14 protein-coding genes are annotated in these 16,839 nt (G+C 62.9%); 9 read left to right on the forward strand and 5 right to left on the reverse strand.

Annotated elements, in window-relative coordinates:
• Positions 1-24: 24 nt before the first annotated feature.
• Genes MHY08_RS06865 through crtI form a run of 3 tightly spaced genes read left to right on the forward strand, consistent with a single transcriptional unit; the run spans position 25 to position 3,902 of the window.
• Positions 25-1,461 carry a GuaB1 family IMP dehydrogenase-related protein gene (locus MHY08_RS06865; RefSeq protein WP_204610966.1) on the forward strand — a complete coding sequence of 479 codons (1,437 nt, stop codon included), beginning with the start codon at positions 25-27 and terminating at the stop codon, positions 1,459-1,461.
• A 25-nt stretch (positions 1,462-1,486) separates the two neighbouring features.
• Positions 1,487-2,362 (forward strand): squalene/phytoene synthase family protein, encoded by an 876-nt coding sequence (locus MHY08_RS06870; protein ID WP_239236048.1) that lies wholly within the window; start codon positions 1,487-1,489, stop codon positions 2,360-2,362.
• A gap of 10 nt (positions 2,363-2,372) precedes the next feature.
• Positions 2,373-3,902: a phytoene desaturase family protein gene (gene crtI / locus MHY08_RS06875; RefSeq protein ID WP_239236049.1), complete on the forward strand. Its 1,530-nt coding sequence runs from the start codon at positions 2,373-2,375 to the stop codon at positions 3,900-3,902.
• Positions 3,903-3,964: 62 nt separating this feature from the next.
• Here the strand turns inward: crtI and lysS are convergent, their stop codons facing one another.
• Entirely contained in the window at positions 3,965-5,542 is a 1,578-nt protein-coding gene (lysS, locus tag MHY08_RS06880) for a lysine--tRNA ligase (protein ID WP_005325682.1), read from the reverse strand.
• Between the two features lie 189 nt (positions 5,543-5,731).
• Between lysS and MHY08_RS06885 the strand changes: the two genes are divergently transcribed.
• From MHY08_RS06885 to MHY08_RS06910, 6 genes are all read left to right on the forward strand, one after another.
• On the forward strand, positions 5,732-7,834 hold the full coding sequence (locus MHY08_RS06885; protein WP_239236050.1) for a PhoX family phosphatase: 2,103 nt from the start codon (positions 5,732-5,734) through the stop codon (positions 7,832-7,834).
• Positions 7,835-8,060: 226 nt separating this feature from the next.
• The gene (locus MHY08_RS06890; RefSeq protein WP_239236051.1) at positions 8,061-9,773 is read left to right on the forward strand and encodes a carbon starvation protein A; all 1,713 of its coding nucleotides are present in this window, start codon (positions 8,061-8,063) and stop codon (positions 9,771-9,773) included.
• Complete coding sequence (locus tag MHY08_RS06895; protein ID WP_005329921.1) at positions 9,757-10,014, forward strand: cory-CC-star protein; 258 nt, start codon at positions 9,757-9,759, stop codon at positions 10,012-10,014. Before MHY08_RS06890 ends, MHY08_RS06895 begins: the two co-directional genes overlap by 17 nt.
• Positions 10,005-10,946: an ArsA family ATPase gene (locus tag MHY08_RS06900; RefSeq protein WP_239236052.1), complete on the forward strand. Its 942-nt coding sequence runs from the start codon at positions 10,005-10,007 to the stop codon at positions 10,944-10,946. Before MHY08_RS06895 ends, MHY08_RS06900 begins: the two co-directional genes overlap by 10 nt.
• Positions 10,947-10,995: 49 nt before the next feature.
• The gene (locus MHY08_RS06905) at positions 10,996-12,294 is read left to right on the forward strand and encodes an aminopeptidase C (RefSeq protein ID WP_239236054.1); all 1,299 of its coding nucleotides are present in this window, start codon (positions 10,996-10,998) and stop codon (positions 12,292-12,294) included.
• 13 nt (positions 12,295-12,307) lie between these two features.
• Entirely contained in the window at positions 12,308-13,609 is a 1,302-nt protein-coding gene (locus MHY08_RS06910) for an aminopeptidase C (RefSeq protein ID WP_239236057.1), read from the forward strand.
• A 12-nt stretch (positions 13,610-13,621) separates the two neighbouring features.
• Here MHY08_RS06910 and MHY08_RS06915 read toward each other — a convergent pair whose 3' ends face one another.
• The 4 genes from MHY08_RS06915 to MHY08_RS06930 are packed head-to-tail and all read right to left on the reverse strand — an operon-like array spanning position 13,622 to position 16,838.
• A complete protein-coding gene (locus tag MHY08_RS06915; protein WP_239236059.1) occupies positions 13,622-14,242 on the reverse strand; it encodes a GNAT family N-acetyltransferase in 621 nt (206 codons plus the stop codon).
• Complete coding sequence (locus MHY08_RS06920; protein ID WP_239228664.1) at positions 14,242-15,132, reverse strand: pantoate--beta-alanine ligase; 891 nt, start codon at positions 15,130-15,132, stop codon at positions 14,242-14,244. The genes MHY08_RS06915 and MHY08_RS06920 overlap by 1 nt, the downstream gene beginning before the upstream one ends.
• Positions 15,129-15,803, reverse strand: coding sequence for a hypothetical protein (locus tag MHY08_RS06925; protein WP_239236061.1), 675 nt, complete (start codon positions 15,801-15,803; stop codon positions 15,129-15,131). Before MHY08_RS06925 ends, MHY08_RS06920 begins: the two co-directional genes overlap by 4 nt.
• Positions 15,804-16,838: a cytochrome P450 gene (locus tag MHY08_RS06930; RefSeq protein WP_239236063.1), complete on the reverse strand. Its 1,035-nt coding sequence runs from the start codon at positions 16,836-16,838 to the stop codon at positions 15,804-15,806.
• Between the last annotated feature and the right edge of the window lies 1 nt (position 16,839).

Below are 16,839 nucleotides of genomic sequence, written 5' to 3' on the forward strand. Positions count from 1 at the left end.
AGCCTAAAGCGAGGTACACCCCCAGTGCGTTTTCTCAACGATTCCCACCCGCAGTACGAATTGACCTACTCCGACGTATTTATGGTCCCGAGCCACTCCGAGGTGGGCTCGCGCCAGTCGGTAGACCTCACCACTGAGGACGGTACTGGAAATACCATCCCGCTCATCGTGGCCAATATGACCGCCGTGGCCGGGCGCCGCATGGCCGAGACCACCGCCCGGCGCGGCGGCCTGACCATCCTGCCACAGGACCTCTCCTTAGAAGCGGCCGCAGAAACCATCGCCTCTGTGAAGGCGGCGGACTTGGTCTATGACACCCCAATTACCGTCAAGCCGCACCACACCGTGGGCTATACCAGCAACCTTTTGCACAAGCGCGCTCATGGTGCCGCCATCGTGGTCGACGGGGACATGCCCATCGGCATCATCACCCCGAAGGACCTACGGGGGCAGGATAACTTCACCGCCGTTGGCCAGCTGATGACTACTGACTTGGTCACGCTGCCGGTGGGCATTGACCCACAGGAGGCCTTCACCAAGCTGCGCAAGACCTCCCGCAAGCTAGCCCCGGTGGTCAACCCGGATGGCACCTTGGCTGGAATCCTCACGAGGAAGGGTGCGGTAAGGGCGAAGATGTATAGGCCGGGCGTCGACAAGCACGGCCGCTTGCACATCGGTGCTGCGGTGGGCATCAACGGTGACGTGGAAGGCCGCGCCCGCGCCTTGGCGGAGGCCGGTGCTGATGTCCTCGTCATCGATACTGCACACGGACATCAGGAAAGCATGCTTACCGCGCTGCGCAAGGTTAAGGCGCTGGATCTGGGGCTTCCCATTGCCGCCGGCAATATCGTCACGGCCGAGGGTGTGCGCGAGCTGGCAGCGGCCGGCGCGGACATTATCAAGGTCGGTGTGGGCCCGGGCGCGATGTGCACCACCCGCATGCAGACTGGCGTGGGCCGCCCGCAGTTCTCGGCCGTCTTAGAGTGTGCTGCGACCGCCCGGGAGGTAGGCGCCCATGTATGGGCCGACGGCGGCGTGCGCGACCCGCGCGATGTCGCCCTCGCACTGGCCGCGGGTGCCTCCAATGTCATGATTGGCTCCTGGTTCGCCGGCACCTTTGAGTCCCCAGGTGACCTGCACAAGGATGCCGACGGTGCCTTCTATAAGGAGTCCTTCGGTATGGCCTCGCGCCGGGCGGTGCGCGGCCGCAACTCCGATACCGAGGCCTTTGAGCGCGCCCGCCGCGAGATGTTCGAAGAGGGCATTTCTACCTCCCGCATCTACCTCGACCCCGAGCACGGCGGCGTGGAGCACCTGGTGGACCGGATTATCTCTGGCGTGCGTTCCTCGTGCACCTACGCCGGCGCCGATTCCCTGGCCGCCTTCCGCGAGCGCGCCACCGTGGGCGTGCAGTCTGCAGCCGGCTTTGCCGAGGGGCAGCCACGCGCCACGAACCGCTGACAGGCTGCATGCTACGTTGACAGATATGTTGACTCGCTATGACCAAGCGGCCTCCCGCGCGGCCGCGCAGGTTATGGGGCAGTACTCCACCAGTTTCTCTCTGGCCACGCGGCTTTTGCGCGGGCGGGTGCGCGCCGATATCCGCCACCTATACGCGGTGGTGCGCATTGCAGACGAGCTTGTCGACGGCGCCGCAGCCCAAGCCCACACCGACCCCGCGACCGCACTGGATGCCTACGAGCGCACCATCCTGGCCGCGCCGCAGCAGCGACTGCACACCGACCCTATTGTGCACGCTTATGCCATCACCGCTCGCCGCTGCGGCTTCCACCGCGAGCACCTTGTTGCCTTCTTTAGCTCCATGCGCGCGGACCTCACCCAACACGAATATTCCCCGTCGGAGCTACAGGACTATATCTACGGCTCAGCGGAAGCCATCGGGCTATTGTGCCTGCAAATTTTCTTGGCCGAGGAGAATGTCTCCCCTGCCGACCACGCCGCCATGGAGCGCGGCGCACGCGCGCTAGGGTCAGCCTTTCAGAAGATTAATTTCCTACGTGACCTGCGCGAGGATAGCTCCACTTTGGGACGCACCTATTTTCAGCAGGCCCCATCTGGACGGATTGATGAGACCTCCAAGTCCGCGCTCATCGCAGAGATCCGCCGAGAGCTCGCCACCGCCGCGCTCACCATCGACTTGCTCCCGGCGTCCGCGCGGGTCGGTGTGAGCGCGGCGGCGGATATCTTTGCCGAGCTCACCAATCGCCTCGCCGCCACCCCGGCTACGGCGCTTGCCACTACGCGGGTATCCGTTCCGAACCACACCAAGGCTTGGCTCGCGGCCCGTGCGGTGCGCCGTCGCGGCCACAGCAGCCGGACCTCAGCCACGGCCGAAAACTAAGGAGAACGTCATGCACGCCGTCGTCATTGGAGCCGGCATCGCCGGCCTCGCCACCGCCGCTTTGCTCGGCCGCGAGGGCTACGAGGTCACCGTCGTGGACTCGCTGGATGAGGTAGGAGGGCGCGCCGGCAGCTTTGCGGAGGCCGGCTTCCGCTGGGATACCGGACCGTCCTGGTACCTCATGCCCGAGGCTTTCGATCACTTCTTTGCGCTGTGTGGCACCTCTACCGAGGCGGAGCTGGACTTGGTGGACCTCTCCCCCGCCTACCGCGTCTTTCATGGCGATGCGCCGGTGGATGTGCACTCCGGCCCCGAGGAAGTCGCCGCACTCTTCGAGTCGCTGGAGCCCGGCGCGGGCGAGAAAGTCCGGGAATACTTAGCGCAGGCCAGCGATACCTATGAGATGGCGCTCAAGCACTTCCTTTACACCACCTTCTCCGCGCCGCTGAACCTGGTGCACCGCGATATCCGCACCCGGTTGTCCCGCCTGGTGGCTCTGCTTTCGGTGAACCTAAAGCAGTACGTGGGCCGAACGTTTTCTGATGCTCGCCTGCGCCAAATCTTGAGCTACCCGGCGGTCTTTTTGTCCTCCGAGCCGGCGGCCGCCCCGGCACTGTATTCCTTGATGAGCCACACCGACCTAGTGGAGGGCGTGCGCTACCCGCAGGGTGGCTTCGCGGCCGTGGTCCAGGCCATCTACCGGCAGGCTCAGAAGTTTGGCGCCACCTTCCGCTTGGGCGAGGAGGTGACCTCCATCAAGGTCGCCAACCGGCAGGTCACGGGCGTGCGCACGAATAAGGGCGCCATCCACGCCGATATCGTGGTCTCGGCGGCGGACGTGCACCACACCGAGACCCAGCTTTTACCACCCCAGCTGCGCACCTATCCGGAGCGCTACTGGGGCCGGCGCAATCCGGGCTTAGGCACCGTGCTCGTTTTGGCCGGGGTGAAAGGCGAGCTGCCAGAACTAGCGCACCATACGCTGCTTTTTAGCCAGGATTGGGATCTGGATTTCCGCGCCGTCTATTCCGGGCCGGAGCCCTCCCGGCCGTTGGGCGCCTCGGAGTCCATCTACGTGTCCAAGACCTCGGCCACCGACCCGAACGTAGCGCCCGCGGGCCACGAAAACCTCTTCATTCTGGTGCCGGTGCCGGCCGCGGAGGCACCCGGGTTCGGCAACGCCTACCACGCAGAGGCATCCGAGCGCGTTGCCGCGATTGCCGACGCCGCCCTCAACCACATCGCAGCCACGGCCGGGGTGCCGGATTTGGTAGACAGGGTCGTCGTCAAGCGCACGCTCGGCCCGGCCGACTTTGCCGAGCGCTACCATGCTTGGTCGGCCGGTTCTATTGGGCCCGCGCACACGCTGCGGCAATCGGCGTTCTTGCGCGGGCGCAACGCCTCGCGCAAGGTCGGCGGGCTCTACTACGCGGGTGCCACCACCGTGCCAGGCGTGGGCGTGCCGATGTGCCTGATTTCGGCCGAGAACATAATCAAGCGCCTGCGTGGCGATAAATCCGCCGGGCCACTTTCGCACTAGCCCAGGCACGGCAAAAGCCGCCAGCCACGCGGGCTGACGGCTAGCGATTGGCCGCTGGGCGGCTACTTCTGCTCTGGCTTAACCAGTGGGAAGAGCACGGTTTCGCGGATGCCCAGGCCGGTCAGGGCCATCAACAGACGGTCCATGCCCATGCCGGTGCCGGCCGTAGGCGGCATGCCCTGTTCCATAGCGGCAAGGAAGTCCTCGTCCAGCACCATGGCCTCGTCATCGCCGCCGGCGGCCAGGCGAGCCTGATCCTCAAAGCGCTCACGCTGGATAACCGGGTCCACCAGCTCGGAGTAGCCGGTTGCCAACTCGAAGCCGCGGACGTAGAGATCCCACTTCTCGGTCACGCCCGGCTTGGAACGGTGCTGACGGGTCAGCGGGGAGGTCTCAACCGGGAAGTTCTTGACAAAGATGGGGCCTTCCAGCTGGTCCTCGCACAGGACCTCCCAGATTTCCTCCACCAGCTTGCCGTGGCCCCAGCCGCCGTCCTTGGGGACGTCAAGGCCAATGACGTCTGCAATGCCCTTGAGCGTCTCGACGTCGGTATCGATGGTGACCTCCGGCTGGCCCGGGAACTTGCGCTGCAGGGCCTCATTGAGGGAGGGGTACATCTCGATTTCGGGCCACTCTTCGCCGCCGAAGTCGAACTCGGTGCCATCCGCCAGGGTGACGGTGGTGGAACCAAAGACGTCGCGCGCTACGGCCTGGATGGACTCGCGCGTCATGCGGGCGCAATCGTCGTAGTCGCCCCATGCAGCATAGGTCTCCAGCATGGCGAACTCCGGCGAGTGGGAGCGATCAACGCCCTCATTGCGGAAGTTGCGGTTGATTTCGAAGACGCGGTCAATGCCGCCGACGACGGCACGCTTCAAGTACAGCTCCGGCGCAATGCGCAGGTAGAGGTCAATATCCAACGCATTGGAGTGGGTGATAAACGGGCGAGCGGCCGCGCCACCGTGCAGGGTCTGCAACATCGGGGTCTCGATTTCAACGAAATCCTGGCTTTCCAGGTAGTTACGCAGCGCGCGCATGACCTTCACGCGGATCATGGCGTTCTTGCGGGCCTCTTCACGGATAATGAGGTCGTTATAGCGCTGGCGCACACGGGTATCTTCTGCCATATCGGCGAAAGACACCGGCAGCGGGCGCAGAGACTTAGCGGCCATGGTCCACTCGGAAACCATGATGGACAGCTCGCCGCGGCGGGAGGAAATCACACGGCCGCGCACGGAGATGAAATCGCCCAAGTCAACATCGGACTTCCACGCGTCGAGGCGCTCCTTGCCTACCTCGGCCAAAGAAAGCATGGCCTGCACCTGGGTGCCGTCACCATCTTGCAGGGTGGCAAAGCATAGCTTGCCGGTATTGCGCATAAAGATAAGGCGGCCGGCAATGGCGTGGGTTACCTCGGTTTCCTCGCCTGGGGCCAGGTAGGTCACGCCTTCTTCCGTGCCCGGCTCTTCGCCCTCGGCCACTACGCGGAAATCGTGGCGCAAATCCTTCAAAGAGATGGTGCGCTCAACGGTGACCGGGTAGGCCTCTACGCCGGATTCCAGCAGGCGATCGCGCTTCTCGCGGCGGATGCGCAGCTGCTCAGGGACATCGTTTACTTCATTATTCTTCTGCTCGCTCACGTTAGCCTAGGGTAGTCGATCCCCACCGCAGCACGCGATTTAGCCCATGCCACCCTCACCCCGGAAAAGATTTACGCATAATTCACTTCACCGTCACCTCCGCGCCAACGCACAGTTACTGAGATCCCCTTATATATATGGCTGTCCCCGTGTCTAAACAATATTTTCAACCCATTTGGAGCAGTAACTATGGCACTTAAAGGCCGCAACCTTCTCTCTAGTCTCTTTGCCTCCTCTCGTTCCAGCCTGACCTGCACCTACAAGTGCGGTAATGCTTGCTTTGGCGAGTGCGAGAACAAGTCCAATAACCCGTACTTTGCTGACCAGTTCTCCCGCCGTACCGCGCTGCGTGCGGGCAGCCTATCGGTCGTAACCGTTGGCGGCGGCGCTGCTTTGGCGGCCTGCTCCAACCCGGATGATGCGTCTAATGAGGCTTCTTCCTCCGAGGGCAAGGGCGGCAAAACCTCTGAGGCGAACATTGAGCTCACCTCCGCAGAAGGCATGAAGTTCGACCCAGTACAGCCAAACGAGAAGGACGAAGTGGTCATCCCGGATGGCTACGAGCAGTCCGTCCTCATTGCCTGGGGCGACCCGCTATTTGAGGACGCGCCGGAATTCGATGACAAGAACCAGACCGCCGAGGCAGCCGAGAAGCAATTCGGCTTCAACAATGACTTCGCCGGCCTCATCGAGCACCCGGACGACGACAACCGCCTTATCTACGTCTGCTCCCACGAGTACACCACCGAACCGCAGATGTTCCCTAACTACGATGCGGATAACCCCACCGAAGAGCAGGCCAAGATTGGCTGGGCTGGCCACGGCCACTCCATCGTGGAGGTGTCCAAGGTAGGCGATACCGGTGAACTCAAGCGCGAGTTTGGTCCACTCAACCGCCGCATTACCGCTACTACCGAATTCACCTTGGTAGGTCCGGCTGCCGGTTCCGAGTTTGTAAAGACTTCCGCCGATAAGACAGGCAAGAAGGTCAAGGGCACCCTGGCTAACTGCTCCGGCGGTATCACCCCGTGGAACACCATGCTCTCTGGCGAAGAGAACTTTGACCAGTACTTTGCACACGCCAAGCTGGATGACAAGAAGGCACAGGAGTCCCTGGAGCGCTTCGGCTTGGAAGATGGCGAGACCCAGCGCAAATGGGAGCGCTTTGATAAGCGTTTCGACGTCTCCAAGGAGCCGAACGAGCCTAACCGCTTCGGCTGGTTGGTTGAGATTAACCCGCTAGATCCTAAGTCCACCCCGGTCAAGCACACCGCTCTGGGCCGATTCAAGCACGAGGCCGGCAACGTCCACATCGCCTCCGATGGCACCGTGGTGTGCTACTCCGGCGATGACTCCCGGTTTGAGTACATCTACAAGTTCGTCTCCACCAAGAAGTACGAAGAGGGCAATATCGAGCACAACCTCAGCATCTTGGATCACGGCACCCTGTACGTGGCCAAGCTGGAGGGCAACTCCCCCGAGGATGAAATCGATGGCTCTGGCGTTTTGCCAGAGGACGGCTCCTTCGACGGCAAGGGCGAGTGGGTCAAGCTGCTGACCTCTGATACCGAGAACAATAAGTTCGAGTCCCACGTTGATGGCATGTCTGCCGAAGAGGTTGCCGTCTACACCCGTGAGGCCGCCGATAAGGTGGGCGCCACCAAGATGGACCGTCCTGAGGATATGCAGGTTCACCCAGACTCCGAGAAGGTCTACGTCGCCCTGACCAACAATAAATACCGCGGCGCTACCGGAGAGAACGCCAAGAAGAACAAGGAAGAGCCGATGGAGTGGGCTCCTATCAAGGAGAACAAGAACGGCCTGGTCATGGAGATTGAAGATGACCACGCTGGCGAGAAGTTCACCTGGAACCTCTTCCTGGTCTGTGGTGATCCGAAGGAGGCCAATACCTACTTCGGCGGCTTTGATAAGGAGAAGGTATCCCCGATTTCCTGCCCGGATAACCTGGCCTTTGATAGCCACGGTAACCTATGGATCTCCACCGACGGCAACGCCCTTGAGTCCAACGATGGCCTCTACGCCGTGACCACTGAAGGCGATACCCGCGGCGAGCTCAAGTGCTTCCTGACGGTCCCGGCAGGTGCTGAGACCTGCGGCCCCATCGTCACCGATGAGCGCGTGATGGTTAACGTTCAGCACCCAGGTGAAACCGATGACGCTACCTTTGAAAAGCAAACCTCCCACTGGCCTGACGGTGGCAAGTCCACCCCTCGCCCAGCAGTGGTTGTGGTGTGGAAGAAGGACGGCAACATCGGCGTCGATAAGAAGTAAGCACCACCTGGTTTAAGCACCCACCGCGCGGCCCTCGTTCCTCCGCTGGAACTGGGGCCGCGCTGTTGTTTTCCCTGCCGGCAGCATGAGGTACTGCGCCGCCTGCGCGTTCTAAATATAAATCCACCCGCCGGTCTCCCCCACGGGCTAATACCTATGTGAGTTGTGGCATACTATCCGCACATGTGAGACACGCCACCCAACTGCCCATGAGGAGACGCACACCATGAACTCTCTAGTCCTCGCCATCATCGGCATTGCGATGATGGGCGCCGGCTATCTGCTCTATTCCAAGTTCCTAGGAAAGGGCATTTTCCGGCTATCCCCGAACTACTCCACCCCGGCCCACACCATGGAAGACGGCGTGGACTTTGTGCCCACCAATAAATACGTCCTGTGGGGCCACCACTTCACTTCCGTGGCGGGCGCCGCGCCCATCATTGGTCCGGCCGTAGCCGTCATCTGGGGCTGGGTTCCGGCGTTTCTCTGGGTCACCCTCGGCACCGTCTTCTTTGCCGGCATGCACGATTTGGGTGCACTGTGGGCGTCGCAGCGCCACAAGGGCCAGTCCATCGGCACTTTGTCTGGGCGCTACATTGGCAAGCGCGGGCGCAACCTCTTCCTCATCGTCATCTTCCTGCTGCTGTTGATGGTGAATGCGGCCTTCGCCGTGGTCATTTCGAACCTGCTGGTCTCAACTCCTACGGCCGTAATCCCCACATGGGGCGCCATCGTCGTCGCACTGCTTATCGGCCAGGCCATCTACCGCCTGAACTGGAACCTGCCGCTGGTCTCCATCGTGGGCGTTGTCGCGCTCTACACGTTGATGATCATCGGTGACCGCGTGCCTGTGGTCCTACCAGATACGGTCCTGGGCATCCCCGCCAACGGCGTGTGGATCATCTTGTTATTCATCTACGCCTTCATCGCTTCGATGCTGCCGGTATGGGTGCTGCTGCAGCCGCGCGACTACATCAACGGCCTCCAGCTCTTTGTGGGCCTAGCCATCTTGTACGGATCCTTCCTCATTACCCGCCCTTCGCTGGCCGCACCGGCACTGCGCGACAACGTACCGGACGGCACCCCGGGCATTTTCCCGCTGCTCTTTGTCACCATCGCCTGCGGCGCTATTTCCGGCTTCCACGGCGTGGTGGCCTCCGGCACCTCGTCCAAGCAGGTGGATAAGGAAACTGACGTGCGCTTTGTGGGGTACTTCGGCGCCGTGGGCGAGGGCCTGCTCGCGCTGGGCACCATCATCGCCACCACCGCGGGCTTTAAGTCCCTGCAGCAGTGGGAAGAGATCTACTCCGAATGGAATGCCGGCGGCGTGGAGGCCTTCGTACAAGGCGGCGGCGCGCTCATGAATGAGGGCATGGGGATTCCCACCTCCCTCTCCGGCACCATCTTGGCCACCATGGCCGTCCTCTTCGCCGCCACCACCATGGACTCGGGCGTGCGCCTGCAGCGCCTCGTGGTGCAAGAAATTGGCGAGATCATGGGTGTGCGCATCAAGGCCTTGGCCGCCACCGTCATCGCGGTGGGCCTGGCCTTCGGCCTGACCTTCTCCGCCGGTGCGGATGGATCCGGCGGCATGACCATCTGGCCGCTATTCGGCACCACCAACCAGCTCATGGCGGGCCTTTCCTTGGCCATCGTGGTGGTCATCCTGACCCACCTGCGCCGCCCAACGTGGCCGGTGGTCATCCCGCTCATCTTCGTTACCGCCATGTCACTGTGGGCCGCGCTGCTCCAGCTGAAGTCCCTCTTTACCAGCCAGAACTGGCTGCTATTCTGCATGGACGTCATCATCGTAGTTGCCGCCATCTGGGTCATTGTGGAGGCCGTCGGCGCCATTTCCCGCGCCCGCAAGGAGACCCCGCTGGAGTGGTCCGATGATGACCTTGACGCCCCGCTGCCCGAGCATGCTCGACAAGCTTAAGGCACTTGCGGCCGGGCTCAATGAGTACTACCAGGCCCCGTATCGCGCCAGCTTTGCCAAAGCCCAGCAGCAAGAAGACGATCTCTTCTTGATGCTGGTTGCCTCGGAAGCGCTCGGCATCCCCAACCCAGCCAGCTACTACACCCTGGAGCTTTTGCCGTTGGTCTATGAGGATTTCCACGCCTGGCATACCCGCATGGGAATGGATAGATCCCCGCTGGAGAATATTCAATGTTGCTAGAGACCGCACCCATCATGTTCTTTGGCGGCAAGGGCGGGGTGGGAAAAACCACCCTGGCCACCGCTACCGCGCTGCGCCTGTCCCGTGAGCATCGCGTCTGCCTGGTGTCCACGGACCCGGCGCATAACCTGGGGCATATTTTTGGTGCCTCGCTTGGTGACGCCGCCGTAGACCTCACCCCTACCCTGTCCGCCATCGAGATCAACCCTGCGCGCGCGACCGAGCAGCACCTGGCGCAGGTAGGGAATTCGATGCGCCGCTTTATGCCCGAACACCTCCATGGCGAGGTGAAGAAGCACCTCGATCTAGCCCGGCAATCGCCCGGCACACAGGAGGCGGCGCTATTGGAGCGCATCGCGGCGCTGGTCGTGGAGGAGTCGGACTTCGACTACCTCATCTTCGATACCGCCCCCTCTGGGCACACTTCGCGGCTGATGGCCCTGCCGGAAATCATGGCCGCCTATACCGACGGATTGCTCTCCCGGCGCGAGAAATCCGATAAATTCGGCTCACTGGTGCGCGGAATGTCGCAAGGAAGCGGCGCGGATAATGACCCGGTGGACCGGCGCAATCAGGAAATTCGCGCCACGCTTTTCCAGCGCCGCGAGCGCTTTGCACAGCTGCGCACCGCGCTTACCTCCCCGCGCACCGTGTTCCACATTGCGCTCACTGCCGAGCGCCTGCCCGTGCTGGAATCTGCCGAGTTTCACGCGGACCTCACGAGCAACGGTGTGCGGGTGGGTTCCATGCTGGTTAACCGGCGCACCCCGGAGAACCACGGCGAGTTCCTTGCCGCCCGGCGCGCCGCCGAGGATGAGGCACTCGCACTCCTGCGCGCCCAGCTGCCGGATACCCCGGTGCGCGAGGTTCCGTGGCTGCCGGAGGAAGTGGGGACTCCGGGGGCCGTCGGCAAGCTGGCGGCCTACCTCTAGCTCCACCCGCCCGCGCAGCTGTGGGCTTGGGTCTGCTAAAACCGAAACTATGACTTTGCTCACCAACGAATACCTATCCCACTTGCGCGAGGAGGCTGCGGCCGATTCCCGGCTGCGCATCGCGCGCAACGCCATCACCAACGTCGGGGCGGCCAAGGCGGCCCTAGACCGCGACCGCATTACGGCGCTCTACCCCACCACCGAGGTCAAGCTGGATAGCTTGGGCGTATCGGACCAACAGCGCTCAGGCCGCTGCTGGATGTTCGCGGCGCTGAACGTCTTCCGCCACCGCGCGGCCAAGGAGCTCAATGTAGATAACTTCGAGTTTTCCTTCACCTACCTGCAGTACTTTGACAAGCTGGAGCGCGCCAATCTGGTGCTCAACCAGCTGCTGGACAAGAGGGACTCCGGCTGGGATGAGCGCACCGTGGCCGCAGTACTGGACCACGCGGGGGCCGATGGTGGCTGGTGGTGCTTCTTTAGCAACCTCGTAGCCAAGTACGGCGCCGTGCCTGCTGAGGTCATGCCGGAGGTGCGCTCGTCTGGAAATACCGCGGAGATGAACCGCGACCTCGCCACGGTGGTGCGCCGCGCTGCCGCACAGGACGGCCCGCGCGAAGACATCCTCGCCCAGGCGCGCAAGGATATCCACCGTATCCTGGCCATCCACCTGGGCACCCCGCCGGAGGAATTTACCTGGGCGTATCGCACCAAGGACGAGCAATTCGTGCGCCTGCACTCCACCCCGCGCGAGTTTGCGGATAAGTACCTGCCGCGCCTGGACGAGTACGTGGTGCTGGCCGATGACCCCCGCTCCACCAACCCCAGGCATCGCGTCTTTAGCAGCGCCGCGGAGACCAATGTGCTGGGCGGCGCACCGCAGGAGTACCTCAACGTCAGCGCGGCCGAGCTGAAGGACACTGCCAAGCGCAGCCTGGCGGCCGGCGAGCCGGTGTGGTTTAGCTGCGATGTCAACCGCCAGTTCTCCTTCCTCAACGGCGTATGGGACGAGGGATTGGTAGATACCGATGGCCTTTACGGCATCGATTCCTCCATGAGCAAGGAGGAGCGTTTTACCTCTGGCGAGACCGCGCCCACCCACGCGATGGTGCTCACCGGCGTCGATGGTGACCGCGCCTGGCGCGTGGAAAATTCCTGGGGTTCTAAGCCGCCGCGCAAGGACGATGGTGAGGATGTGCCCGGCAAGGGCTTTGCCACGATGGCCGATGCCTGGTTTGACCAGAACGTCTTCCACATCGCCGTGCGCAAGGAGCACCTGAGCGACACGCTTGCCCAGGCCCTTGCCACCGAACCGATTGAGCTTCCCCTCTGGGACCGGATGAACTAAGGAGAATCGAGAAATGACAGAGATTAAACCGAACGAGGTTCATGCCGCCACTGCCGAGCTCACCGGCGATGCCGCGCTGCGCCTGGTGCGCAATGGGGTGGCTCAGGAGGGCGTCGACAAGCTCAGCCTCGACCATGAACAACTGCGCAGCCTTACCCCGGTAACCAGCTATAAGCTAGATTCCTGGGGCGTAGCCGACCAGAAGGCATCGGGCCGCTGCTGGATTTTTGCCGGCCTCAATTCCCTGCGCGGCGGGCTAATGGACAAAGCCAAGCTCAAGGATTTTGAGCTCTCCCAGACCTATATTTACTTCTTTGACAAGCTGGAGAAGGCCAATTGGTTCCTTACCGCCATGGCTGAGCTCAAAGACCGCGAGATTACGGACCGCACGGTGACCAAGCTCATGGATGATCCCATCGATGACGGCGGCCAATGGTCCATGTTCGTCGCCCTGGTGGAAAAGTACGGCGTGGTGCCGCAATACGCCATGCCGGAGACCGCGTCTTCCGAGGCCACGGCGATGCTTAACCGCAACCTGCAGACCGTGCTGCGCCGCGCCGCCCACCGCATCCGCAGCGGCGAAGAGAGCGCGCATGAGCAGGCGCTTGCCGACGTCTACCGGATCCTCACCGCCAACCTTGGCCTGCCGCCCGAGGACTTTGTGTGGCAGTACCGCGATAAGGACGATGAGTTCCACCGCGCGGGCACCTATACCCCGCAGGAGTTTGCCCGGGAATACCTGCCGGCGGACCTAGGCGAGTACGTGTGCGTGGTCAACGACCCGCGCAACGCCTATGGCGAGCTCTACACCGTGGAGTATTTGGGCAACGTGGCCGGAAAGCGCGTGACCTATTTGAACGCGCCGGTAGAGGTGCTGCGCGATGCCGCGCGGGCCTCCATCGAGGACGGTCAGCCCGTCTGGTTCGGCTGCGATACCGACCAGCAATCCGATGATGAGCACGGCGTGTGGGCCAAGCACCTGCACGATTATGAGGCCTTCTACGGCGTGGAGATGGATCTGGACAAGGCGCAGCGTTTGCGCCTGCACGAGTCCCTCATGACCCATGCGATGGTCTTTACCGGCGCCGATATCGCAGACGATGGCACCGTCAATCGCTGGCGCGTGGAAAATTCCTGGGGCCCGAAGAAGGCCGATAAAGGCTTTTGGACCATGGCCGATGATTGGTTCGACGAGTTCGTCTTCGAAATCGCCGTGCACCCCTCCCGCCTGCCGGAGCAGTACCAGGCGGCGTTGCAATCCGAGTCCGTCACTACCCTGCCGGCCTGGGATCCGATGGGAGCGTTGGCGCGCTAAGCCTGCGGCACGCTAGGCCTGCGGCGTGCCAAGGCGGCGCACATAGAGCATGCACTCCAAGTCGCGGTCCTCGTTGACCGCGATGGTGCGCTCGCCCACCTGGGTGAAACCGCGGCTGTCATAGAACTGATACGTGCAGCCGTCATCGGTAAACAAGTAGACATTCTTTCCCGCGTGGCGGGCTTCGAAGGCCTCGAGCAGCGCCGTGCCCACGCCGCTCACGCCGGAATTGGGGTCCGCGACGAGGAAGCCGATTTCTCCATCAATGGGGTGCTTACCCAAGTACTTGAGCAGCATGTCCTGATTGGCGGCATCGTAGTCATCGCGGTGCCCGCCCGGGCGCAGGTTATTGAAGATTTCCACCGCATGAACAAACGCCTTGCGCCACCACGGATATGGCAGCGCGGGCTTGCCTTTCATGGAGGCTAATAGCACGCCGAGGAAGCGGTCGCCATCGTAAGCCGCCAAGATATCGGTGGCCTTGGCGCGCTCTAAATCCCAAAAATAGCGACCGTAGGCGCGCTCGAAGCGGGGATTTTTCACAAACCAGTGCAGATGCATGCCTTCAATGGCAAAGGAAATGGCCTGGGGTTCATCGCGCGGGTCTAAGTCGCGGATCTGGATATCGGTCATTAGTCCTCCGATGGCTGCTGGGAAGCGGTACCCTGCGCGCGCTGTTGCTCGCGCTCGAGCTCGGCCTTAGCTTCGTACTCTTCAATGTTATTAAAGCCGATGCCCAGCGGCAGGCCCACATTATCGATGAGGCGGACGCCGCCGATGGTCGCGGCGACAAGCAAGCGTGCGTCACCTTCCTCGGGAGGGGTGCCGAGGTCGCGGCCGCGCACCTCGAGGTAGTCCGGCTCAACGCCCGCTGCGCGTAGGACTTCCGCGGCAACCTCGCGAACCTTCTCCGCACCGGCTTCGGCGGCATGTGCGCCGGCGGTCAGCGCGGCGGATAGGGCCGCGGCTTGGTCACGGGATTCGGCCGGGACGTTGGTATTGCGCAGGCTCATCACCACGCCATCGGGCATGCGTACGGCGGGCACGCCCTGCACGCGGACACCCAGGTGGAAGTCTTGAACCGCGTGGTGGATGGCGAGGAGGAGCTCGTAGTCCTTTTCACCAAGGAGGACGTCGGTAGGCGAAAGCGTCAGGATGAGCGCAAGGTAGAGCGAGAGATCTTCGCTGAGGTCCGGCTCGAGGGCGGTTGCGGCGTCGGCCGGAGCCACGGCGATGCGGCGGCCGTGCGGCCACAAGGTTTCTGGCGAGTAATCCCACACGATGTCGACGCCCTCGGCGCGCAGGAGTTCAAGGTCCTCCTCGTGCGGGGACTGCAGGGCCACGACGGTAACCGCGCCGCGAATGTGCTTGGCCGCACGCACCAACGCGATATGGCCGGCGTGCACGCCGGTAGTCAGGGGCACGAAGGCCACCGGGCGGCCAGTCTTATGAAAGGCGCTGCCGACCATACGGATGCGCTCAATCTCGCTGATGACGGTGGCGTTTCCCAGCTCTAGGCTCATCGGCTCTCCTCTTGTAGGGCCCACATTTCCAGCTCCTCGCGGCCGTCTACCTCGCCTAGGCGGCGGGCAACCTCCACGTAGCTGCGGCGCAGGCCGGGGTCGGTGGCGCCGCGGTAGGCGGCGATGATTTCTTCGGTGTCCATGTCCTCACCCACCATGGGCTTTTCCTCTGCAGAGGGGAAGAAACGAGCATCGACCGCCGCAGAGATGTGCAAGCGCCGCAGCATCTCGGCGTAGTAGGCACGGGCGGCAAAGGAAGGACGTTCGGCATCGGAAAGCGCGACGGCTTCGCCGCGGAACTCGGTGATATTGAGCTCCACCACAGTCTCGCCCAGCTCGTCCAGGGTGGTCACGGCCCAGCGCATGAGTGCAAATGGGGCGAGTGCCGCAACGACACAGCCGCGCGTTTCTAGCGGATCTAGCACTTGGACACCGCGCGAGAGGCAAGTGTGGAACACGATAAGCCCGTGGTGGACGTGGGGTTCAAGAAGTTCCACGGTGGCTTCTAAGCGGGCATCGCCCACGGCGATGATGAGGGCCTCAAAAGAGGCAAGTTCGGCCGGGTCCGAGAGCATCTGCACCTCATGGCCGGCGCGTTCCATGGCATTGGCCAAGGTAAATCCGGCCAGGCTCCGGCCAAAAAGGGCTACCCGCATGCGTGGCGGGCGCATTTATTTATCCTTCTTCTTCGCCTGGGCCAGCAGCTCGGCCACGGAGACCGCGCCTTCGCGCTTATCGTCGCTGCGGCGGCGGCCACGGGAATCGGGTTCTTCGGCGGCTGCGCGGTGATGGGAGCGGGCTGCCTTCTGGCGCACCGGCTCGGACTTTTCTGGAGCCACGTGCTGACCGGAGCCCGGGTACTCCGCGCGTTCATCGCGCTGGGGCGTCGGCTGCTGCGGAATGTCCTGGGTCTCATCGTTGGCCTTGGTGGCAGCCTCTGGCTTGCGGTGGCTGCCGTGGTGCTCGCTGGCCGCGGACGTGCGGGTGTTCTTCAGGGAATCATCGCCGCCGGTATCCCAGCGCACGGCTTGGAAGCCACCAGTATTGAAGGTGGAGGCACCAGAAGTCTTGCCGGAGGTGCGCTGCGCACGAGTCTTTTCGCTGATGATGTCATTGAGCGGGTTGGACTCGGCGTGCGCCGCGGACGGCTGATTGCCCAATCGGCCGGCGATGGCATCGGCGGACGGGGCGCCGGAGGAGGACTGGGTGAAGTCCACATTGCCTTCCTCAGAGCCAGGGCGAGTAGCGGCCGCGGTCTGGGCCTCGAGCTGCATGATGCGGCGCGCCTCGGCGTGCAGGGCGGCCGGTTCATAGGTGAAGTCCTGGCCGGAAAGATCCTCAATCTGCTTGCGGATGGAAGCCAACTCGGTGCGGATCTCATCGAGCAATTCCTGATCCGGCAGGGGCTGGCCGTCGGCGGTGCGGGCCTGCTTAAGCTCGGCGCGGTGAGCGCGCTCCTGCAGCTCCAGCTTGGTCACGGATTCCTCGGCCTGGCGGCGGTAGCGCATCACCAGGAAGAAGCCAAGCACGGCGGCCCACAAAGCGGCGATGAGCGCAATCTTAAGGGCTGCGGCAGAGCCGGAAATCAGCATGACGATGCTGGCTACAACGGCCAGCACCACGAGGACGATGAGCCCGATCTGGCCCAGATCCGGCTTGGTCGTCTTGGCGGGAGTTTTGCTAGAAGAAGAGCGCGGCTCAGTCATG

Origin of the sequence: Corynebacterium sp. ACRPJ, assembly GCF_022347345.1 — a bacterium.
Taxonomy (GTDB): domain Bacteria; phylum Actinomycetota; class Actinomycetes; order Mycobacteriales; family Mycobacteriaceae; genus Corynebacterium; species Corynebacterium tuberculostearicum_D.

Excerpts from the sequence above, each read along its gene's own strand:
- MHY08_RS06870 (WP_239236048.1), top strand. The coding sequence starts at position 1,487 with ATGTTGACTCGCTATGACCAAGCGGCCTCCCGCGCGGCCGCGCAGGTT.
- crtI (WP_239236049.1), top strand. The coding sequence starts at position 2,373 with ATGCACGCCGTCGTCATTGGAGCCGGCATCGCCGGCCTCGCCACCGCC.
- MHY08_RS06885 (WP_239236050.1), top strand. The coding sequence starts at position 5,732 with ATGGCACTTAAAGGCCGCAACCTTCTCTCTAGTCTCTTTGCCTCCTCT.
- MHY08_RS06890 (WP_239236051.1), top strand. The coding sequence starts at position 8,061 with ATGAACTCTCTAGTCCTCGCCATCATCGGCATTGCGATGATGGGCGCC.
- MHY08_RS06895 (WP_005329921.1), top strand. The coding sequence starts at position 9,757 with ATGCTCGACAAGCTTAAGGCACTTGCGGCCGGGCTCAATGAGTACTAC.
- MHY08_RS06900 (WP_239236052.1), top strand. The coding sequence starts at position 10,005 with ATGTTGCTAGAGACCGCACCCATCATGTTCTTTGGCGGCAAGGGCGGG.
- MHY08_RS06905 (WP_239236054.1), top strand. The coding sequence starts at position 10,996 with ATGACTTTGCTCACCAACGAATACCTATCCCACTTGCGCGAGGAGGCT.
- MHY08_RS06910 (WP_239236057.1), top strand. The coding sequence starts at position 12,308 with ATGACAGAGATTAAACCGAACGAGGTTCATGCCGCCACTGCCGAGCTC.
- MHY08_RS06915 (WP_239236059.1), bottom strand. The coding sequence starts at position 14,242 with ATGACCGATATCCAGATCCGCGACTTAGACCCGCGCGATGAACCCCAG.
- MHY08_RS06920 (WP_239228664.1), bottom strand. The coding sequence starts at position 15,132 with ATGAGCCTAGAGCTGGGAAACGCCACCGTCATCAGCGAGATTGAGCGC.
- MHY08_RS06925 (WP_239236061.1), bottom strand. The coding sequence starts at position 15,803 with ATGCGCCCGCCACGCATGCGGGTAGCCCTTTTTGGCCGGAGCCTGGCC.
- MHY08_RS06930 (WP_239236063.1), bottom strand. The coding sequence starts at position 16,838 with ATGACTGAGCCGCGCTCTTCTTCTAGCAAAACTCCCGCCAAGACGACC.